Origin of the sequence: Aquimarina megaterium XH134, assembly GCF_000520975.1 — a bacterium.
In the GTDB taxonomy this organism is placed as follows: domain Bacteria; phylum Bacteroidota; class Bacteroidia; order Flavobacteriales; family Flavobacteriaceae; genus Aquimarina; species Aquimarina megaterium.
The window spans coordinates 124607-145033 of sequence record NZ_JACB01000004.1; the positions used below are offsets into that span (position 1 = coordinate 124607).

Genomic DNA, 20427 nt, shown 5'->3' on the forward strand with positions numbered 1-20427 from the left:
AGTTCTTCTCAAGAGGAAGTATCAGAAGAAGTTGATGTTGTTGAGGAAGAGATATTAGAAGAAGGTAACCCTTCTCAGGAAGAAGTTTCAGAAGAGATCGATTCTACTCAAAATGAAGCATTAGAAGAAGTTAGTTCTACTCAGGAAGAAATATCAGAAGAGGTAGAAGATCTATAGTTTACCTAGGTACATAACAAAAATTTACGCGACATAGAGATGAGTTGATTTGTTATTCCGTTGAAGAACGGAATCCACTCATTAATAGGATTATATCAAAATGGATTCCAGCCTTTAGTTTATCCTGAGCTAGGCCGAAGGGCTGGAATGACAAAAACAACGAATATATGTGTAATTTGTTGATATTTAGTTGTTCACAACAAAATATAGGTTTTTTGTCATGTACTAAAACAATTTACTTAACGTATTTGCAAGAGCATATTTAAAAAGCCGTCAAATTGAGTGATTTTTCATAGTGAAACGAAGAAAAATTGTATCGACCCTTCGACGAAGCTCAGGATGGCAAGGCTTTTGCTTGAAAATTTACTTGTCTTCGATAGTTCTGCTGAGCTTGGTCGAAGTACAATTTTCTATCGAAAATCACTCTGACTGACGTAAATTTTCTTAGGTCGAACTCACGTTTACTTATCCATCAATGTTCTAAACTGATAGAAGAAACGTTCGATAAGTCTAAGGTCTTCAGTTACAATTTCTACTACACCCCTCATTTCCTGTTTAAAAGGAATTTCTTTATCATAGGTAGTAATTAGTTTTTCGGGCAATTCAACATCAATAAGATATAGCCCATCTTTATCTGGTAACAGGGATATGTGCTTAACTTTACCTTTCAGCGTTCCGAACTCATTATCAGGAAAGTTTTCTAATCTAATATTTGCTGTTTGTCCGACCTTTATTTTTCCCGAATTCTGAGAAGGAGCTTTGATTTTTGCCAGGTAAGAAGAGTATTCCGAAGGGATAATGATAAAAACAAGATCTCCCAAGGCTACGGTTTGGTTTTCTGTCCAAAAATTAAGGAAAGAAACACGACCTTCGATATCAGATTTAAGCACGTATTGTAACTCCCAGTCTTTAATGCTTTTCTTTAGTTGCCCAAAGGATTGTAATACCTTTTTAAACAGATTAATTTCTTCTTTTCTTTTGTTGATTTCTGTGCCTTTTGATGTTTTGGTAGCATTACTAATACTCTCGTTAATTTGAGATAGCTGTACGTCGTTATTTTCATAATTACGTTTAGTTCTCAGGTAATCGAGTTCTTTGCTTTCGTACTCCTGTGCAGAGATTACTCCTTTTTCGAATAGGTTTTTTTGACGCTGAAGCTCTTTTCGTTTAAACTCCAGTTCTGCTTTACCTAGCCTTTTTTGGGCCTTTAGGCTTTCTAAGCGCCTGTAGAGTTCTGATAAGGAGGTTTGATTTGCTATGGCTTCATTAGAAAAAGGTTGTAATTCTTTATTCAGAATATACTCAGAATAACTGTTTTCGAATAAAGCAAAGCTGGTTTCGATATCTCCCAGGAACAAGACCGGTAACTCATCGATAGGAAATGTAAATGATTTCGTATTTACTTTAATGGTATCTACAATAGATTTAAGCAAAAACACATCTTTATAATTGGCACTGCTTTCTAATATCGCCAGAGGAGTGTTTTTGGGTACGATTTGATTGTCCTTAACGAATAGAGATTCTATTTTACCACTGGTTTTGGCATATTCTTTTTGTGGTGGTATTCGAGTCGTGATAATCGCTTCTGCGGGTATTACATCGGGATACTTAACCAACCAGGAAAGAAATAATAACAGTAGTACTAATACCAAAATCAATAGATTCCCCCATCGTATCATCCAATGCGGAACCCGGGTTAGAATTTCCTGTACTTCTTCACTACGTAATTGTATGTCGTCTAAAGTGTCTGGCATAATGTTTAGCTATGTATTGCGATTTTTTTTAATTTAATGTTATTTGTCATCATAGTTTAGACTGGGATCTATTTTTTGCACCGTACTAAATCAAGTGGATTCCGGCCTACGCCGGAATGACAAACCAACTCATTTCTATAACATTCAATTTTGTCATGTACGATACAGTTTTGATATTCTAATCTAAGGATTTTTCATATTCGTTTCATCTAATTCCTAATTCAAGTATTATTTCCCTAATTCGAGTTGATTTTTAACCAGGTGATAATAATTTCCTTTCTCTTTGATTAAGGATTCATGATTTCCTACTTCTACAATTTTACCCTTGTCTAAAACAACAATCTGATGTGCATTTTTTACAGTACTCAATCGATGTGCTATTACCATTACAGTTTTGTCTTTAAAGAAGGTATCCAGTTTTTCCATGATCACCTTTTCATTATTGGCATCAAGAGCAGAAGTAGCTTCATCAAAGAACAAATATTTAGGATTTTTATATACCGATCGGGCTATAAACAGCCTTTGTTTTTGCCCGGTACTTAGTCCTACGCCTTCCATTCCTATTTTGGTATTGTAAGAAAGCGGGAGTGATTCTATAAACTCTTTGATGTTTGCAACATCTACGGCATGCGCCAATTTTTTCTTATCTACATAATCTTCTCCTACTGCAATATTATTAGCAATAGTATCATTAAAAATATATCCTTCTTGCATAACCACCCCAAATTGATCTCTCCAGGCTTTTTGGGATACATTATGTAAATCATGAGAACCAATATAAATCTGCCCTTCATCTGGCTCATAGAACTTAAGAAGGAGTTTCATAAGTGTGGTTTTTCCACTACCACTAACTCCAACTACAGCCGTGATTTTATTAGCAGGAATAGAAAGGCTGAGGTCTTCTAATACCGGTTTATCGGCTCCTACATATCTAAAACTTAGATTTTTGATTTCAAACCCAGAATTTGCCGAGATTTCTCTAATCTTTTCATCACCAGGGTGTTCTTCATCTTCTTTATTATGAATCTCTCCCAGACGTTCTAAAGAAATTTGTGCGTCCTGCAACTCTCTTAAGAAATTAATTAATTGCGAAATAGGAGCATTTAATTGCCCTACAATGGCAGTAATTGCCAGCATCATACCCAATGTGATGTCACCATCTATAACCAGTTTTGCAGAGAAAACTGTAATCAGGATATTTTTTAGCTCATTGATAAAAGAAGATCCTACACTTTGGTATTGCTCCAGTGCCAGATTCTCGATAGATATTCTAAACAGTTTTGCCTGTACAAACTCCCAGTTCCATCGTTTTCTTTTTTCAGCGTTATGCAGTTTTATTTCCTGCATACCATTGACCAGTTCGATAACTTTACTTTGTTCTTCACTTATTTGCGAAAAGCGTTTGTAATCCAGTTTTTTACGTTTTTTGAAGAAAACAAGTATCCAGGCAAAATAGAACGTGCTTCCTATTGCAAAAATACCGAAAATAGGAACACTATAATAGATCAGGACGATACTAAACACGATAAGATTTACCATCGAGAATAGCACGTTTAAAGAAGACATGGTTAGTATCTGCTCGATTCGTTTATGATCATTAATTCTTTGTAAAAGATCTCCTGTCATTTTTACATCAAAATAGGAGATAGGCAGGTTCATGAGTTTAATAAAGAAATCTGATATCAGCGATATATTAATACGTGTACTTAGATGAAGTAAAATCCAGCTTCTAAGTACATCGATTAATGTTCTCCCAATAAACAGAGAAAGCATTGCAATCAGTACGAGATATACAAAATTAAGATCTTGATTTTTAATCCCGACATCGACTATACTCTGTGTTAAAAACGGAGTAATAAGTTGTAATAAACTTCCTGCCCCCAGACCTAATGCCAGCTGAAAAAGAAAAGCTTTGTACTTAAATATGTATTTAGATATAAACTTAAAACCAAATTTTTGATCCTCTTCATCTAGATTATCACTATAAAAATTAGGAGTAGGTTCTACCAGTAAGGCAACACCTTCTTCTGTATTTTCATCGGCGTTATTACCGATCCATGCTTTTATAAATTCGTCTTTTGTATAGGTTATCAATCCATGAGCAGGATCAGAGACATAAATGGTCATATCACCTTTTCGCGAGGTTTTGATTTTATAGACGACCACATAGTGTACTTTGTTCCAGTGTACAATACAGGGGAGAGGTACCTCGTCTAATTTGTTTAGCGATAGTTTTACGCCCAGGGATCTAAAGCCTATTTCCTCTACCGCATCACTAAGTCCCAAGAGAGAACTTCCTTCTCTGGTGGTTTCACTTAATGATCTAAGTTTTTGAGTATTGAGAACTCTTCCATAATGTTTTGCGATAATCTTAATACAAGTAGGTCCACAATCTTTCGACTCTGCTTGTTTGTAAAATGGAAATTTAGGCATTAAGCTTTTTTAAATTAAATTGATTTTTGTGTGATAATATATCTATCTACAAAGTAAAGTAATTCTTTTCTATAATACTAATACCATGTTTTGGGGCGTGACCCTACAAGGGTCAGGCTATTCGCTATATCTTTTTTATTATTCTTTATGCATTTTCCTAAACCAAAAAAAAGAGAACAAATACAAAAAAGGATGCCGCTACTATCCTTCACGCTGATCTATCACATTTCTTTATAAACAAGTGTCTTGTATTGCCTTTTTGTTACCCAGAAATCACTCATAAATTTCAGATACTTACTGGGTTTTCATATTCTTTTTGTAATAATGTGGTTGGTTTTTTTAATAAAAATGTGATCGTTGTCCCATAAATCACATTTTTTGTTAATAAGAGTCTATATCTTTGTTAATATTTTATCAGAAACTTCATAATTCCTTAGTTTTTTAGTTAAAAAGAAGAGGTTTTTTTAATAGATAAGCACTGAAAATGTATTCTGAAATTTGTATAAAACTTATCTTAATTTGATATGAAAGAGAATAATAGCCTTCTGGTTTTACTGAGTGTTTTATTGAATTTGATAGGATTGATTCATGGGATTATATTCGGAGTTATTTTATTAATTAGAAATTATATAAAAATAAATAAATCAATATTTCTTCTAAGTATTTTTATTCTGGTTTATAGTTTGGAGCTACTAGTGCCTATATGTAACATAGGATTAAAAGATAAAGGTTGGGATTTGAGTAGTTTGGTTGCTTTACTTTCGGTTTTAGCTTTGCTATTGTTTCCTTTGTTCTATTTGTATGTAAAACAGATATCGATTTTAGCTAAGAGTAAAATTAATTATAAAATATTAATACCAGTATTATTCATTTTCGTTTTTAACGTTGTATACATATACATTGGACATGATATTAATATTTTAAAAGTGATTTGTAATATCTTAAACGTATTGGGGACGTTATATGGGTTAATAATTGGTTTTGCTACAATACGATTACTAAAAAAGCATGTTGCCGAGCTTTATAATCAATATACAGCTATAGAATATAAGAAATTGCAATGGGCAAAAACATATATTGTTCTGGGGTTGTGCTATGTTACACTTGGTATTGCGTTAAAGCTATTATTTCCTTTGATTATACAGAATCATTACTATCAATTTGTTATGACCATTATAAATATAGGTTTATTATATTGGGTCTCAATTCATGGTTTTTTTCAACAAAATATAATATGGTTGCTAACCGATAAATCTAAGGTTTTAACTACAAAACAAAAAAAGCCTACAACTGTAGAACCAGAACTAGAAGAAGATTTACGATCAATCAATATGCTTCTTAAAGAATTAGAAGCATTCATGATTCAAGAAAAAGGATATACAAAAACTGATCTCACTATAATTGATGCTGCAGAAAGGTTAGGGATTCATCCTAAACAACTATCTAAAATTATAAATTCAAAATACAATCAGAATTTTAATACATATATTAATACACATAGAGTTAAGAAGGTAATTGAGGTTTTAGAATCGGATTCTTTAAAAAACTTATCTATAGAAGGGATTGCAATAGAAGTTGGATTTCAAAGCAAAAGTGCTTTTTATGGTTTTTTTAAAAAGTATACAGGTACGACTCCTCTAAAATATAAAAAGTCTCTTAAGAACATTAAGAAATAAGGTGAGACTGTTTTTTCTTAAGCTAACTATATCTGTTAGATGATATAGTGCTTTCTTGAAGCTGTTCAAGATTTAAATTAAAAGAATAATAGATCGAGGTTTCTGAATAATTTTTTTATCTCTTTCTAATTCATTTATAGCCCTGTAGATTGATTTACGTGAGGTGTTCAGGTCTATAGCGATTTCATTTTTGTTAATATGGATATTTTTGTTGTTATATTGAATTGATTTTAGTGTGATATACTCAAGTAATCTCATTTTCAGAGGTTGTTCTATTAGCATTTTGATAGTGTTTAAAAGAAAGATGTATTTTTCTTGTTGATATGCTATCATAAAATCCCTGAGTTGGGGCTTTTTCTCTACCCATTTTACTAATATTTCACTAGGGATACAGGTCAAAATGCAATCTTTTACTATTTCTCCCTGAAATTGCATTAGAATATCCTTATTAGGAGAATAGAAAAAATGTGTTTGATTATCTTCGAGAAGATAGAGGAATATTTTTTTGTCATCATTTTTGATAAAAACTTTAATACTTCCCTGAATTAAAAATATAACTTGATCATGTATATCATCAGTTGGAGTAATTTCTTTACCAGAACGAAATTTTTTTGTAGAACCTTCCTTTTGCAGTAAGTTAATGAGTTCTTCTTTAAAATATGTTTTATCTATTACATTCATTTTTCTAAAATTTAACTTAGAATCAGAGATATATTATTAAAGAGATATACTTATCCATCCCGATGCTCGTTTTATTCTATCATTTTTTTCTAGATTTCTTAAACCTCGGGATATGGTTTCTCTAGAAAAATTAAGATCTTTAGCTAGTTGCATATGAGTGACCTTAATTTTTTTGACTTTATGGTGTTCTAATTTTATTTTTAGATAGTCATAAATCCGATCTTCCTTAGAGTGTAAAGTCATTTTTTTGATAGTATTTATCAGGTTTTGATGCAGGTAGCAATCGGATTTAAAAATGGCTGATTTAAGTTTTGGAGATTTTCTTAAGAGTTCTCGGATTATCGAATTAGGAACCCAATAAAGAGTGGTTTCTTGTAATGCCATCATAGAAACCTGAGAAGGAGCATTGCTAAAAATATTCATAAGAGAAAGGATGTTATTTCTTTTTGATTCGAGATGATATAAGAATAATGAACTGTTCTCTTCTTCAATATAGACTTTAATCAAACCAGAGTCTATAAATGAAATTTGATCCTTGTGAATATTTTGAAATATAATTTGCTCTCCGTTCGAATAAGTTTTTATGGTAGAATGTTTAGCTATTTGGTTGGTAATGTCTTTTTCTAGTTGTAATTGTTTAATGAATTGCATAGGTTTTAAAAATTTAGCATGTGAAAATCACATAGGGGAAAACTTTTGCTAATTTTAAGAGTTTGGGCAAATAAAAATAACTTTTCGAATACTCGATAGATAGGATATATCTATCGAGTATTTCACTGCATATTGATAAGAAGTAATAGGAGTTTTCAAATTTCACTAAATGAAATATATAACATAGAATTTGTTATAGAGTATTCATTATGAATACTTATAAAACATATAGAGAAATAGATTAATAAAAAATCAATATAAAAAAAGCAAGGGAATGAGGAAGTTAGTTTTCTTTTTCATGTTAAGTTAAGTTGAGTTGGTTTGTTATGTTAAAACAAATATATTTCGGAAATTCATTTTTTTTGTAAATTTTTAGCTTAAAAAAGTTCTGATTTCCGAAATCAGAACAAAATAACAGGTATCTGAACAGTTTTTTATGAAGTATTTTTGTTGATAGGAAATTTGCTCCTTATAAATAAATAGAAATAGGTGTTTTAATAAGAACTTGAGTACTCATCAAGAAATAACTTTCGAGTTTAAAATTATAGCAATATTTACCTAATTATACATATTCCTTAGCGTAAAAAACTGTCAACTTATCCGTAATTGTTTCAACCCTTTGCTGCATGACAGAGATTGTAAACTCACACTATCAAATACAACATCTCTTACCTACTCGATACAACACTGTTGACAAACCTTTATACCAAATAGTGTAACATTTTCAAAAGTAATTTGTTCTTACTCTATATAAAAAAATAAGCAGATGAAACATCTTACGATATTATTTCTTGTAATTAGTATACTTTCCTGTTCTTCAGAAAATAAAACCAGAATAATTAAAAAGGCATCAGAATATTATCCAAAAGAAAAGGCAAAAGTTCTAATGGTCGGTACTTTTCACTTTAATTACCCAGGATTAGATGTGGTTAAAGTGACTCCCGAAAATCAAATAGATGTATTAAAAGAACCCAAAAAATCTGAGGTTAATGAACTTGTAAATTATATTAAGAAGTTTAAACCCAATAAAATAGCAATAGAAGCTACACCAAAATGGAATGCCACAAGAAAACTAAAAAAATACAAAGGTGGAGAATATAGAGACCAAAGGGATGAACGGTTTCAAATAGGAATGCGTATTGCAAACGAACTAAAATTAGATACGCTATATGCTATTGATGCAAATTCTATGAGCGACGACATAGAGAAGTTAGATTCTATTTATACTAAAAAACTGTATAAAGATTTTGACTTTCAAAATGATGATCCGTACCGAAAAATGACTCTTAACTGGTATAAAGGAGAAGATGAGATCATCCCAAAAACTAATTTATTAGACTATTTCAAGCACCTAAACTCAAGAGAATCTCATTTATATGGATACGGAGCATATCTTGTTGGAGATTTTAAGCTAGATAACGAAAGAGGCGCTGATATTTTATCGTTCTGGTGGTATAATAGAAATGTAAGAATCTTTAGAAAATTACAAAAAATCACAGAAAATAATGAGGATAGAATCCTTGTACTTATTGGGAACGGACATGCAGCAGTTTTAAGACATCTACTAGAAAGCTCACCAGAATATGATTTTGTAGAATTTGATAGTTTATAAAAACGTTTACCAATATCTGATAGTCCGGATTTATAATCCGGGCTATTGCGTTTAAAGAATAAGCTCAACCCTTATACATATCGCCTATATAAGCTTTTTGCTTTGGTTTTTTTATACTGTTGATATGCTTTTTATTCTTTTCCAAAAAGTATTTGCCAAGTGTATTAGAAGGAAAGAAAACCCCAGTCTTTCTTGTCTTACTTATAAACGTACCAAAAATCTTATCCCAAAGCCCCTGTATACCATAATTACCTCTATAATTGGTATGATGCCTATCATGAAAATCAGAGCCTATAAAAAATAGGGATACGGCGCTATGTCCTTCTATGTTAAATAGATTGATAACTACTGTCCAGGCGAGTAATTGGTAAAAATCAAAACCAAATAGAATAAGAACCACCATATCTGCAAAAACAAAATTGATCACCTGGTCTGCAAAATCTTTATAAGCAGTTACAAAGCCAGAAGTATCTCGATAACGGTGATGTTTACCGTGAATTTTAAACAATTTTGGAAATTTCTTATTATGTAAGAACCAGTAGTGGTGGGCAAAAAAGGCAAAATCGGTAACCACAATACTAAGGAGAAACCAACCGCAGTTTTCGACAAAATTAACCTCTCGATGTACCTCTCTAAGTATGATAATCACCCCACTAGAAATCATAAGGTTTTGAAAAAGAGATAGAAAAAAAAGTTTGGCAGGCGGATGCTTATAAGGCTGACTTTTTACCTTGGTTACCCTGGTATTTAGCTTTTTAGTGAGCTTGTGGTTTTTCTTAATTACCTTTTCTATCAAAAAAGCAATGATGTAATATGAGGATAGATTTACTCCCCAATATATAAGAATCTTAGAAATTAGCGTAAGTTGAAACCCTTCGAATAGGTGAACAAATATCCATTGAAATAACACACAAGCAAGTGTGATTTTTATGTAAAATTCAACATCAGAGAGATAATCAAAGAACGTTTGTATACTTAACTTTTTCATAGTATTAATTTTTGATAACAATTAAAATATAAATAGGGGGTACAACTTCCTTTTTTAAGGAGTCACATCGAGGTATCTATGTGCTGTTTTATATGGCAAAATATTGATTGGGAGGTATAAGAATGTTGAATTAGACTCTTATTCAATCAATGTATCCGTGATAGTGCTGATTTCTTTTTTCTTATGGGTATACTATTGCATCACTATCTTCTGGGATGTAATTGTAGTACTCTAAAAGTAACATAAACCCCTACTAATAACAATAGGTGTTTTCCCTTGTTTTTTTAGGATGTTTAGAGGGATGAATTTGCTGTAAAAGGAATAGGAGAGATATGATTTTTTTCATTTAGTATGTTTTTTAATGGATATCTCTACTTAATCGGTTTTAATAAAATTCCTGAAAATTAATCTAAAGGTTTAAGTTCACAACTATATAAAATGCTTGTTTTCTATAGTTTCTTTTTCTTTATTAAAGTCTATTTCATCTTTAATTTTTATGTTTTATTACTTTATCAAGTTGTAATGTAGTCTTACTTCCATCAATATTTGTATAAAATAATTTAATAAAACCATATTCAGTATTAAAAAGTGAAGTTAATTTGGTTTCACCTAGCCTACTTGTTGCTGTGGCATCAATAGTATAACACTCTAATTTACCAAAAGCTGTATTTATTTTCTTTTTCCCCGTTATTTCATAAACATACTTATTTTCAATTCCTCCTTCCCAGGTTAACCATCTTTTGTCTGCCCAAGAATCTCCTATCTTTAAATTCCATTTCCATATATTTCCAACTTCAAAAGGGGTTTGTATGTACGGAAACGGATTTAACTCAAGAATCCTAAAATATTTATCCCTTGGTGGATGCATCCATACGTTTTTTTCATTTTCTATAATTCCCGAAATTGAGTTAAAAGCTGATGATTCATCCTTTGTTAAGTAGCTATATTGAGCAACTGTTTGATTATAATCTGGTTCATATTGTATCATAGGTTCAAGTCCTTCATTTATCTTGATCTTAACTTCTAGAATGGTGTTTTCATCTATAGAGTCGGTAGAAACAAACTTCCAAGAATGCTTCCATCCGTCTATTGATGGATCCTCTTTGAAATAGTATTTGATATTATTTTTTGTAATATGTTCGTAAGAATATATGAACTCTAATTTTTTTCTATAAATATTGTTGTTATCTGTATATCTGGTAGGTTTAACATTTGTAGAGTCAAATACTTCAACAAATACACCTTCTTCCTTAATAAGTTTATAATCCTTATGGTTTTTTTCAAAATCTGATTTACAACTTGTCATTACAATGGTTAAGATGAATAACCTTAATACTATTTTCATGGCTAGTTTTTTTATTTCTTAATTAGTTTTTATAAGGGTTGTATGTGCAAATTTCTTCAAAATAATACATCTTATCATCTCGTTTTAAAGGCATACGACCGTCATTACAAACATATCTAAATTCGCAATCCTTACAAACTTCTATTTTGTCTTTGGGTATATCCCAATATTCCTGAAACGTTTGATTTGAAATAATTGATAGTAAAGATTTTGTTTCTATGTTACCAAAAACTTTATCGGTAAAAGGTGATTGTTGGATATCTCCATTTGGGTTTATAGTATGCTATTGCATTACTATCTGTCGTAATGTGGTTGTAATTGGTATAATCCCCACTCTCGGCAATTCGTAATAGGTGTACGAATGCAGAGTCTACTTCTTTGGTTAGGGCGCAGGAGCATGCAGCATTATACATATCTGTTGTGTTTCCATAGTATCTACTTATCCTAAAAGCTTCTGAGTATTTCTTAGCAGATTGTAGATAATCTTTGGATTCGTAGAGTTTCCAAGCTTCATTTTTTAAAGCTGTGTATTGAGCTTTTTCTTCAACAGTAAGCTCTTTGGCACTAACTTCAGTTATGATTTCCTTTTTTTGCTGTTTACAGGAAAATACCAGAACTAAAACTAATAGGAATATTATTTTTTTCATTTTTTATTGTTTTACACATAGAATATGGCATCAGTAGAACTCTTTCTATGATCACTAAAGCTTAATTGATTTAAAATCAGAAACTTCTTTTTTAGTAATTACTTTATAATCTTTATCTCTAAGGAGGATTATATATCTTTTTGCAGAATCTAAATAAAGATTCATTTTTGTAGATTCGATCATAAATTGCTCATAAGGAATGGCTTTGTCTTTATATTTTTCATATTCTTGTTTTATATAGAACTGAATTAGTGTATTCGTATTTACATATTCATTATTAAGTATAATAATATCAACCTTTTTTTTACCTAATTCCCTATGCAGGTATTCTACTTCTTTTGGATAAACCAGGCACATGTCATACACTCCTTTAAATTCTTCAGGGACATAATATGTATTAGCTAGTAAGGGTATAGTAACCGTATTTAGGTTTTCTTCGTTTATCATTTCTGTTTGATCTATGGTTAATGGATCTATACCATATTTTGTTTTAAGAATAGAAGCCATCCACTCATTCGCTCCTCCATGACCAGATGCTATCGGTCTTTCTGCAATGTGCGAATACCCAGCCAGCACCAATATATTACCCAATTCTTTAGTTACAATATTTGCAAGATTATCAGCCTGATTTTTTTCTCTTATTGAGATACTCATATTATCTACTATTTCCTTACTTTCATAGGGGAGCACTTTATATCCCAATTCGAGAGCTTTTCTTACTAGGTTTGCAAAATAGGGTTCCTTAGTATAAGTTCCAGATTTGCTGATAGGATATTTCCTGCTATTTAGCTCTTTATCCTCCCATGCCAATGTTTCTAGGGCTAAAACAGTAAAGCCTTGTTTTTTAAGGTCTTTAAGAAATGTTTCTACATATACTCTGTGATATGGATTATGATGTTCTTCATTAAACATCACTACCTTTTTTGAGATCGTCTGTTTTAAGATTTCCTGTTTAGCTTTTTTTACTACTACATTAAGATCGGTAATCTTTTTTTTGGGTATAGGGGAGGTAGTCATTTTATTAAACAAATGAAGAGTAGCGTAATATTCATTTTGCAATTGTTTCTTAAACGGATGATCCAAAGTATCCTTTTCTAGTAATAGATAAGGTGCTATATAATTGATATCTCCTGTTTTAGAAATAAATTCCTTATTAGATTTTGTAGATAATGCCATGATCTCTTTTAATTGAGAAAATGAAGGCGTATATAAACAACATACTATAAGTAGTATGATACAATCTTTTTTACCAATTCGGGGAATCAGGTTCATATTCACAATGTTTAGGTTTTTCATAGAGTTCATTTTCTTTAAGGTAGGCCCTGCAATCCGTACAAACTTTTCTAAATTCACATGTTTTGCAAACACTTATTTTATCTTTTGTTATATTCCAATATTTTTTAAAGTTGGGAGTATTTAAGATTTCATCAAGATCTGAAGAATCAATTTTTCCAAAATCATTAGCCATAGAAGGACAATTTTTTATATTTCCGTTAACATCTACTGCTATTTTTTTATAAAGACATGTATTATAGCGCTCTCCTATATAATAAGTTATAGGAGAAACATCAAAATAGAAAGGCATAATATAACCACAAAAATCAGAAGATACAATTTTCTCTGATGTATATATGTATGTTATAGAATCGATCTCTTCGACCTTATCTTTTTGATCATAACTATGAAAATACACCATAGAAACGCGGTTAGAATATTTAAGTATTTCATGAAAACTTTTAAAAGAAATCTTATTATATTTTAATAAGATTTCTACATGTCTAAATGAGGTGTTTTTGAATAAAGAAACGATATATTCTAATGTATTGGTATCAATGTCACAACCGTATAACCGTATTTGAATATTGTCACAACCTATAGCATCAATTTTATATATAGTTTTAGATACATTGTAGGTAGAATTTGTATCAATATCTATTATTGTTGAAAGTAGTTTTTTTGGAGATTCATAAGTTTCATCAGAAGAGATAAAAGAGATTGTTTTTTCTGACAAAAAAATAATCTCTTTGTCAATTAAAAAATCAAAATATTGTTCTATAGTTTTTAGATCTTTGGGAGTATAATTTTTTTTAAGAATATCTGATACTTTTTTTCCTTTAAATTCATTAACCAAATCTATTAATTCATTAGGGATAAGCTCAATTCTACTTCTATGTAAATCAGATAAAGTACCTCTTTTTTTTCCTTTAACTAGTTTGCAGGTGCTATATACATTAATATGTAAATCGGTATTTAAATTCATAAGTTGATTTTTAATTTAGATAATAATGTTCCGGTTTTTTGACAATTAAACCTTACGGTCCTATATTTTTTTACTTCATCTGCGTACCTTCTTTCAATAGGCGATTCGATATCCGGATTAACATTTACAATAGCTTCTTTATTAGATATTAAGAAACCAAAAAGCAAACCATTCTTATTTCTAAACCTCTTGTATTCTTCTAATTTCATCGTTTTGTTTTAAAATTTGAGCAATTATTTTTTCAACTTTTAATCCCAATACGTCAGAAATACCTAAAAATTGACCTACTGGGTTAATTTCAAGAAAATAATAATGGCCATTACTATCTTTTATAATATCTATTGAACCGAAATTCAATTGTAAACGCTTCATTAATAGATTAATCTTTTGCGCTAAATTTTCGGGTAAACTAATTAATTGTAATCTATTAGGTTTTTCATCATCATAATGTCGATAGTCAACCTTAGTTTTTTCATTTGATTGAGAGAAAATGCCTGCTGCGAATATTTGATTTTCAATATATATAACCCGGATTTCGAATTCTTTCTGAATCTCTTTTTGAAAAAGTGATGGTGTAAAAAAATCTCGGGATAAAGAAAGAAGAGTTTCTTGAGTCACCTTATTGGTCATTGTAGATATTCCAAAATCTGACCCCAATATTAATCCACCTTCTTTACTAGCTTTTGTAATACAGTTTTTATTTGTGTGAATAAAATCAGTTAAATGATTAAGATTGTTAGTTATTAGCGTATTAGGGATTTTAAAACCAATTTGCTTAGCTATTGTTAAGGCTTTAAATTTATCTGAACCTGACTTAGAAGGTTGATTTAACCAATATTTATCTCTTAATACTTCTTCTATAAGATTATAAACAGCCCTTATTTCTGTTTGATGATGTCTGTTTAATTCTTCTAAAAATTTGTAATGCTCAATAGTTGAAGTAGGTTCCCAAAATCTTTTTTCTATGTCCCAATCAAATGATCTTCTAAACCATACGGCATTGATCATATCACTATCAAAAAAGATATCCTCATGTTGAACCGTAAAATACCACTTTGTCTTAGTATCATTCAAGTGGAAGTTTATAATGCATTTACCATTGACTAAATCTTCTCCGTTTAGTCTAAAACATTTCACATTATAATAATTTAACCAATCCATGACTACATCTGTAGTTATTTCTGCACTTTCTCTACTTAAAATAAGAACCATATTCGATGGAATCTAAAGTTTATATAGTTTTGTATTTAAGGTGCTGCAGATAAAACAGCACCTTATTATGTTTAAAAAACAATATGTAGGTTTATACTGGGTCAGGATCACATATATCACCATCATGTAGTACATGATCACCTTTACGTGTATATTGACAAGTAGCTCCACCGCCAATAATGGCTCTTAGATTATTAATTTTGTGCGAATCAAAAAATTTATCATTTATACTTTTCATAATTATAAACTTTTAATTTTTCCTACTATATTAAAGGCTATTCGGATACTGCCTAAATTATTAAGTTATACCATATCTGGATCAGATCGATCACCATCATGTATTATATGACCATCGTGGCTACACATTAAACAAGTGTTTCCCCCTCCAATAATAGCTCTTAAATTGTTGATTTTTTGCGAGTCAAAAAATTTATCATCTAAACTTTTCATGATTTTTAGAATTTTAATTTTATACCTACTCTAATAAAGGCTTTTCGGTTTCCGCCATACGTTGCGCAACGTGTTTTTTAGTCTTGTTGTTTGTTGTCTAATGCTTGATGTTCGAGGTGTTATTTCTAACTTCTAGCTCCTGACTCCTGACTTCGGACTTTTCACTTTCATATTTTTTATTTAGTATTGAGATCAACGTTTTACTGTTTTTTACTTTCATATACCAATCCACTTCGACAGGCTCAGTGTGACATTATTCAGTATTCGATATTTTCTACTTTTATAGGTGTCATTTTTCTATCCCACAAAAGGATGTAGCTTTTTATGTTTATGTTGTCTTGGATAAAACCCGAATGTAAACCCTACAGCTTCTGCATAGACAAAACTCTGTATAGCAATATCATATTCTATAGGGGCACCCAGAGATTTCATGGTATTGATAATGCGATACAATTTCGTTTTAGAGATTCCTAATCGATACGCAAGATCATCTGGTGATCCTGTGGCTTGTAGGCGAATAAGTTGATCAATTCGTTCTATAAGCTCAATCTGTTTGATAATGATGTTCATAATGTGTTTTCCCTTTATTTTATTTTTTGCAATTTTTAATCCTCCGAGGTCAAAATTTGGTGGTTACTGTAGGATTTTCGACCTCCCGGGTTAAAATTTGAACCCTTCTACTTAAAATTTGTATGCTGTTCATCAGTGGTTTGGGCTTTTTGACTTTCTGTTGGACCTTTTTGATGAAAATTTAGACTTTCGAGGTCCAATTTTGAGACCCTATAGTCTAAATTTGAGACTCTGTTCTCTAAAATTAGAGGTACGACACCCAATTTTGGGACTGCTATGTCTAATTTTGAGACGTCCGAGCCTAACGAAGCGTCTTTTTGCCCCATCAGAAGGTCTTTTTTACCTATTCTTCTGTATTGTCTGACTTTGGGATACTTCTGGTACGGTTAAAAAACTGTTTCAGTTCTGCTACTTTTTCGGTAAACCCCGGTTTTCCTGCTCCTTTGCTATATTGCGAATACGCATAATCATTAAGCGCATCCTGGTAATTATCATAATCATGTAGGATCTTGGTGCTTTCTAATCTATAGGCCAGGCTTTCTAAACGACCTAATAGGTTTTCTGCAAATACGCGAGCTTTATAATCTTTTTCAAACTCTTCCCAATCTACATCGGGAGAACTAAGTGTACTACTGTTTTGGCGATAATCCCAAACCTTATTTACAAATAGTTTATTGGTTTCATTAATGGCCTTGTAGCTCCCTCGTTCTTTTTCGGTTAGGGCTGCTAGTTTATTAGTAAACATGGCTTCTAATTGTGCTACTAGTTGCCCCGCCTGATCTCTTTCTTCTTGTGTTAATAAATCTTGAATGATGTTTCTCATTGTTTTATTTTTAGTATTTAGATATTAGTATTGAGTATTGAGATAAATTTTGTTGTTAGTTGATAGTTTTTTGTTGTCCGGTGTTTGATGTCCGAGGTGTTGAATTTCTAACTTCTAACTTCTGACTTCTGACCCCTGACTTCCAACTTTATACTGTTTTCATTTATCATTTTGCAGTTTTACATTTTTAAAAAAGAAGTAGGAGCAATTAAAAATGGGATATGTACACAAACTCAACTATGCTTAGCTATATAAATTACTCCTACCTTTTTCTTTTTTATTTCTTAGCTTCCAGTCCCCGTCATCCGAAACCTGACTTCCGACTTCATTTATAATTCATCATTTCTTCCTGTATTCTCTGCTCTATTTTACTCATCATATAGTACATCATAAGCACATCCTGATTATTTATTTTAATTATGGGGTTAATGTGGTTAAGTACTTTACATACGATCTCTTGGGGGGCTTTTGTTCTTGCTATCAATTTGCGATGTACCAAAGCTTTTTGTGTAGTACACAGTTGGTTATAATGCATAAACATAAGTAGGTGGTTTATGATAAAATTGGGGGGCTACACCAACTATTTTTGGGAGTAAGTAATAGTATATTACGTGCTTTATAGATGAGTTGTATGGCTTCTTCACTGGATATCCCTTTGGTATATAATTTATTGATCCATCGATAGAGTAGCATCTCATATGGGCTATGATTAGCCAGGTTATATATAAAAGTATCCATAGTAAAGTGTAACGTTTTTAAGATATCGGACATAAACTTATGTTTGCTGTTAAATTCTAAATACTCCATGTTGGTTGTTTTTTGTTGAGTCAAATATAACAGGGAGAATTACGTTAGTGCAAGGAGAGGATATCGTGATTCATGAATTCCGGAGGTGTAATTCATGAATTTCGAAAACAATAATTTAAAATATGTATTTGTTTATTAGGTGTTTAAGTCTAGTTTGGTTAATGCTTAATGTATTATATTTGAATTCAAAATGAATGTAATTGATCTCTTAGGTCAAGTAGAAAAGAGAGGTGAATTTTTATGAAAATTATAATCCAAATCGTTTTATTTTTATTCTTATTATTGCTTCCTTTATTTGCCTATAGTCAAGAAAAAAAAATTCCTGATTCATTAAAACAAAAGTCTTTTGAGGAATTGCTTAAATCGTATAGAAAATATAAGCTTAGTGATACCTTATATAAAACCATATATTCCAATTCTATACTATTAAAAGCAAAACAAGAAAATAATGCTTTAGAACAGGCAAGAGGATATCGATTAGTATCATTCAATTATTTTAATAATTTGCCTATCAGAATTGCTTACCTCGATAGTTCTATTAAAATAAGTAAAAACCTTAATCACAAAAAATATCCAACGGTATCTTATTCAAACCTTGGAGGATTATATTATACTAATGGTTATTATACTAAAGCATTAGAAAGTTATTTAAAAGCATTAGAATATGCAGAAAAAAATGGACATAAAGGGTTTTATTATATAACAAGTCATAACATAGGCCGTTTAAAATCAAAAATTGGAGAAGATAGAGAAGCGATAAAAGTTTTTAAACAAGTGCTTAAATTTGAAGACTCGTTCGATTATCCTTCCAAAAGAAAAGTTAACACGCTATTAGCTCTTGCAAATTCATTCAGAAAATTGAAACAAAATGATTCTGCTTCATATTATTATAGAAGAGCTATAGATATTGCCTATAATAATTATGAAATTTACTACTATTATGGGGTTTTAGGAGAAGGTATAAATTTATATGATAAAAATAAATATCATGCTGCTATGGATAGTATTCAAAAAGCTTTACCTTCTATAGAAAAAAACAAATATTATGTAACTCAGGAATTTATAGTGAATGCATACTTATATCAGGCAAAACTTTATGAAAAGCTTGGTAAATCCCTCAAGTCAATTAGTAGTCTAGAAAAACTTGATCAATATATACAAGAAACAAGATTTACATCTTTAGAATCTAGAAAAGGATATGAGATGTTAATTGATTATTATAAGAAAAATAAAGATATAAATAACCAACTACTTTACACACAGAAACTGATCAAATATGATAGCTTACTTTATAAAAACTATAAATCTTTAACACATAGAATTGTAAAACAATACGACACTCCTAATTTGCTCAAGCAGGAAAAACAATTAATTGAAACGCTTTCTAAAGATAAAAGAAAAACCCAGTATGGTTTATGGATTACAATTGCTATATGTGTTTTAATACTAGGGTTGTTTGTTTATAGCTATTCGAGACAACTTGTGTATAAAAAAAGGTATAATAATATTCTTCATAATATATCTGAAAAGAAAAGCAAACCTGATAATCTAAACAATATAGAAATAAAAACAAATATTGGGATTTCTGAAGACATTGTTAACTCGATAATTGAACAACTAGCTAAGTTTGAAGAAAATCATAACTATTTATCTTCGAACATAACAATAAGTAAATTGGCTAATGATTTTAAAACAAATTCTAAATATATATCTAAAGTAGTTAATTATCATAAGAAAAAAAGTTTTGTGCTATATATTAATGAACTTAGAATTCATTATGTTACTCAGAAATTAAAAAATGATAGTAAACTAAGAAATTATACTCTACAGGCTATTGCAAGAGAAATAGGATTTAATACATCTGAATCTTTTGTTAGATCATTTCGCAAAGTACATGGTATTTCACCAACATATTACATAAAAAAAATAAACAACTGATTTTCAGCTAGGTATATGCTGTAATTCTGGAATTACGATATGTAAAATATTTTTCCTTTAATGTTATCCAGATATTTAAGAAAAATTATTTAGAAATTTATCTTCAAATTATTAAAACCATAATGAATAATGAAAAAAAAGATTAATACAAAATTGTCTCTAAAAAAGTTAAAAATCGCAAAGATCAATAACTTGACAAAAATTAAGGGTGGCTCTAAAGTTACCTGTAATAGTGAATTAGATGAATGCTCTGATGGTGTCTGTGACACACAATAATAATAAATTATTCAATTTCTTGAGAATATCAAACCTTTTTATATTATGTAGAAAGGTTTGATATTTTTGTAAAAGTATTTTTATGATCTTTTTATTATAATATTTATGAATTTTAAAACTTTACCCT

21 protein-coding genes are annotated in these 20427 nt (G+C 30.5%); 3 read left to right on the forward strand and 18 right to left on the reverse strand.

Annotation, left to right across the window (positions count from 1 at the left end; all coding sequences use genetic code 11):
- Nucleotides 1-638 precede the first annotated feature (638 nt).
- A complete protein-coding gene (locus Z053_RS0105630) occupies nt 639-1931 on the reverse strand; it encodes an HlyD family secretion protein (RefSeq protein WP_025664066.1) in 1293 nt (430 codons plus the stop codon).
- 228 nt (nt 1932-2159) lie between these two features.
- Nucleotides 2160-4364, reverse strand: coding sequence for a peptidase domain-containing ABC transporter (locus Z053_RS0105635; RefSeq protein ID WP_025664067.1), 2205 nt, complete (start codon nt 4362-4364; stop codon nt 2160-2162).
- 524 nt (nt 4365-4888) lie between these two features.
- Here Z053_RS0105635 and Z053_RS0105640 point away from each other — a divergent pair.
- Complete coding sequence (locus Z053_RS0105640) at nt 4889-6040, forward strand: helix-turn-helix domain-containing protein (protein ID WP_025664068.1); 1152 nt, start codon at nt 4889-4891, stop codon at nt 6038-6040.
- Nucleotides 6041-6112: 72 nt separating this feature from the next.
- Here the strand turns inward: Z053_RS0105640 and Z053_RS0105645 are convergent, their stop codons facing one another.
- Both Z053_RS0105645 and Z053_RS29875 read right to left on the reverse strand, forming a co-directional pair.
- Nucleotides 6113-6721 (reverse strand): Crp/Fnr family transcriptional regulator, encoded by a 609-nt coding sequence (locus tag Z053_RS0105645; protein ID WP_025664069.1) that lies wholly within the window; start codon nt 6719-6721, stop codon nt 6113-6115.
- 36 nt (nt 6722-6757) lie between these two features.
- The gene (locus tag Z053_RS29875; protein WP_025664070.1) at nt 6758-7372 is read right to left on the reverse strand and encodes a Crp/Fnr family transcriptional regulator; all 615 of its coding nucleotides are present in this window, start codon (nt 7370-7372) and stop codon (nt 6758-6760) included.
- A gap of 766 nt (nt 7373-8138) precedes the next feature.
- Here Z053_RS29875 and Z053_RS0105655 point away from each other — a divergent pair.
- Nucleotides 8139-8984: a DUF5694 domain-containing protein gene (locus tag Z053_RS0105655; protein WP_025664071.1), complete on the forward strand. Its 846-nt coding sequence runs from the start codon at nt 8139-8141 to the stop codon at nt 8982-8984.
- Nucleotides 8985-9048: 64 nt separating this feature from the next.
- Here the strand turns inward: Z053_RS0105655 and Z053_RS0105660 are convergent, their stop codons facing one another.
- From Z053_RS0105660 to Z053_RS27985, 14 genes are all read right to left on the reverse strand, one after another.
- Nucleotides 9049-9972, reverse strand: coding sequence for a sterol desaturase family protein (locus Z053_RS0105660; protein ID WP_051475994.1), 924 nt, complete (start codon nt 9970-9972; stop codon nt 9049-9051).
- Nucleotides 9973-10459: 487 nt separating this feature from the next.
- Nucleotides 10460-11317, reverse strand: coding sequence for a hypothetical protein (locus Z053_RS0105665; RefSeq protein WP_035095210.1), 858 nt, complete (start codon nt 11315-11317; stop codon nt 10460-10462).
- Nucleotides 11318-11339: 22 nt separating this feature from the next.
- A complete protein-coding gene (locus Z053_RS32185) occupies nt 11340-11594 on the reverse strand; it encodes an SPASM domain-containing protein (RefSeq protein WP_081748220.1) in 255 nt (84 codons plus the stop codon).
- Nucleotides 11551-11964, reverse strand: coding sequence for a hypothetical protein (locus Z053_RS0105670; RefSeq protein WP_025664074.1), 414 nt, complete (start codon nt 11962-11964; stop codon nt 11551-11553). Before Z053_RS0105670 ends, Z053_RS32185 begins: the two co-directional genes overlap by 44 nt.
- A 54-nt stretch (nt 11965-12018) precedes the next feature.
- A complete protein-coding gene (locus tag Z053_RS0105675; protein ID WP_152538266.1) occupies nt 12019-13236 on the reverse strand; it encodes a hypothetical protein in 1218 nt (405 codons plus the stop codon).
- Nucleotides 13211-14224: a grasp-with-spasm system SPASM domain peptide maturase gene (gwsS, locus tag Z053_RS0105680; protein WP_025664076.1), complete on the reverse strand. Its 1014-nt coding sequence runs from the start codon at nt 14222-14224 to the stop codon at nt 13211-13213. Before gwsS ends, Z053_RS0105675 begins: the two co-directional genes overlap by 26 nt.
- A complete protein-coding gene (locus tag Z053_RS0105685; protein ID WP_025664077.1) occupies nt 14221-14433 on the reverse strand; it encodes a hypothetical protein in 213 nt (70 codons plus the stop codon). Before Z053_RS0105685 ends, gwsS begins: the two co-directional genes overlap by 4 nt.
- A complete protein-coding gene (locus Z053_RS0105690) occupies nt 14405-15436 on the reverse strand; it encodes an MvdC/MvdD family ATP grasp protein (RefSeq protein ID WP_025664078.1) in 1032 nt (343 codons plus the stop codon). The genes Z053_RS0105685 and Z053_RS0105690 overlap by 29 nt, the downstream gene beginning before the upstream one ends.
- A gap of 91 nt (nt 15437-15527) precedes the next feature.
- Nucleotides 15528-15674: a hypothetical protein gene (locus Z053_RS31330; RefSeq protein WP_160170050.1), complete on the reverse strand. Its 147-nt coding sequence runs from the start codon at nt 15672-15674 to the stop codon at nt 15528-15530.
- 65 nt (nt 15675-15739) lie between these two features.
- Nucleotides 15740-15886: a hypothetical protein gene (locus Z053_RS31335; RefSeq protein WP_160170051.1), complete on the reverse strand. Its 147-nt coding sequence runs from the start codon at nt 15884-15886 to the stop codon at nt 15740-15742.
- Between the two features lie 297 nt (nt 15887-16183).
- On the reverse strand, nt 16184-16456 hold the full coding sequence (locus tag Z053_RS27980; RefSeq protein WP_025664079.1) for a hypothetical protein: 273 nt from the start codon (nt 16454-16456) through the stop codon (nt 16184-16186).
- Between the two features lie 343 nt (nt 16457-16799).
- Complete coding sequence (locus Z053_RS0105715) at nt 16800-17279, reverse strand: hypothetical protein (RefSeq protein ID WP_025664081.1); 480 nt, start codon at nt 17277-17279, stop codon at nt 16800-16802.
- Nucleotides 17280-17604: 325 nt separating this feature from the next.
- Nucleotides 17605-17820, reverse strand: coding sequence for a hypothetical protein (locus Z053_RS31835; RefSeq protein ID WP_025664082.1), 216 nt, complete (start codon nt 17818-17820; stop codon nt 17605-17607).
- 11 nt (nt 17821-17831) lie between these two features.
- Nucleotides 17832-18086 (reverse strand): hypothetical protein, encoded by a 255-nt coding sequence (locus tag Z053_RS27985; RefSeq protein ID WP_035095212.1) that lies wholly within the window; start codon nt 18084-18086, stop codon nt 17832-17834.
- A gap of 240 nt (nt 18087-18326) precedes the next feature.
- Here Z053_RS27985 and Z053_RS0105725 point away from each other — a divergent pair, with 240 nt between their 5' ends.
- Nucleotides 18327-20024, forward strand: a complete 1698-nt coding sequence (locus Z053_RS0105725) for a tetratricopeptide repeat protein (RefSeq protein WP_025664083.1) — start codon at nt 18327-18329, stop codon at nt 20022-20024.
- Nucleotides 20025-20427 lie beyond the last annotated feature (403 nt).

What these genes read in the sequence shown, in the direction of transcription:
- Z053_RS0105630 (WP_025664066.1), bottom strand. Translation starts at nt 1,931, where the DNA reads ATGCCAGACACTTTAGACGACATACAATTACGTAGTGAAGAAGTACAG.
- Z053_RS0105635 (WP_025664067.1), bottom strand. Translation starts at nt 4,364, where the DNA reads ATGCCTAAATTTCCATTTTACAAACAAGCAGAGTCGAAAGATTGTGGA.
- Z053_RS0105640 (WP_025664068.1), top strand. Translation starts at nt 4,889, where the DNA reads ATGAAAGAGAATAATAGCCTTCTGGTTTTACTGAGTGTTTTATTGAAT.
- Z053_RS0105645 (WP_025664069.1), bottom strand. Translation starts at nt 6,721, where the DNA reads ATGAATGTAATAGATAAAACATATTTTAAAGAAGAACTCATTAACTTA.
- Z053_RS29875 (WP_025664070.1), bottom strand. Translation starts at nt 7,372, where the DNA reads ATGCAATTCATTAAACAATTACAACTAGAAAAAGACATTACCAACCAA.
- Z053_RS0105655 (WP_025664071.1), top strand. Translation starts at nt 8,139, where the DNA reads ATGAAACATCTTACGATATTATTTCTTGTAATTAGTATACTTTCCTGT.
- Z053_RS0105660 (WP_051475994.1), bottom strand. Translation starts at nt 9,972, where the DNA reads ATGAAAAAGTTAAGTATACAAACGTTCTTTGATTATCTCTCTGATGTT.
- Z053_RS0105665 (WP_035095210.1), bottom strand. Translation starts at nt 11,317, where the DNA reads ATGAAAATAGTATTAAGGTTATTCATCTTAACCATTGTAATGACAAGT.
- Z053_RS0105670 (WP_025664074.1), bottom strand. Translation starts at nt 11,964, where the DNA reads ATGAAAAAAATAATATTCCTATTAGTTTTAGTTCTGGTATTTTCCTGT.
- Z053_RS0105675 (WP_152538266.1), bottom strand. Translation starts at nt 13,236, where the DNA reads ATGAACCTGATTCCCCGAATTGGTAAAAAAGATTGTATCATACTACTT.
- gwsS (WP_025664076.1), bottom strand. Translation starts at nt 14,224, where the DNA reads ATGAATTTAAATACCGATTTACATATTAATGTATATAGCACCTGCAAA.
- Z053_RS0105685 (WP_025664077.1), bottom strand. Translation starts at nt 14,433, where the DNA reads ATGAAATTAGAAGAATACAAGAGGTTTAGAAATAAGAATGGTTTGCTT.
- Z053_RS0105690 (WP_025664078.1), bottom strand. Translation starts at nt 15,436, where the DNA reads ATGGTTCTTATTTTAAGTAGAGAAAGTGCAGAAATAACTACAGATGTA.
- Z053_RS31330 (WP_160170050.1), bottom strand. Translation starts at nt 15,674, where the DNA reads ATGAAAAGTATAAATGATAAATTTTTTGATTCGCACAAAATTAATAAT.
- Z053_RS31335 (WP_160170051.1), bottom strand. Translation starts at nt 15,886, where the DNA reads ATGAAAAGTTTAGATGATAAATTTTTTGACTCGCAAAAAATCAACAAT.
- Z053_RS27980 (WP_025664079.1), bottom strand. Translation starts at nt 16,456, where the DNA reads ATGAACATCATTATCAAACAGATTGAGCTTATAGAACGAATTGATCAA.
- Z053_RS0105715 (WP_025664081.1), bottom strand. Translation starts at nt 17,279, where the DNA reads ATGAGAAACATCATTCAAGATTTATTAACACAAGAAGAAAGAGATCAG.
- Z053_RS31835 (WP_025664082.1), bottom strand. Translation starts at nt 17,820, where the DNA reads ATGTTTATGCATTATAACCAACTGTGTACTACACAAAAAGCTTTGGTA.
- Z053_RS27985 (WP_035095212.1), bottom strand. Translation starts at nt 18,086, where the DNA reads ATGGAGTATTTAGAATTTAACAGCAAACATAAGTTTATGTCCGATATC.
- Z053_RS0105725 (WP_025664083.1), top strand. Translation starts at nt 18,327, where the DNA reads ATGAAAATTATAATCCAAATCGTTTTATTTTTATTCTTATTATTGCTT.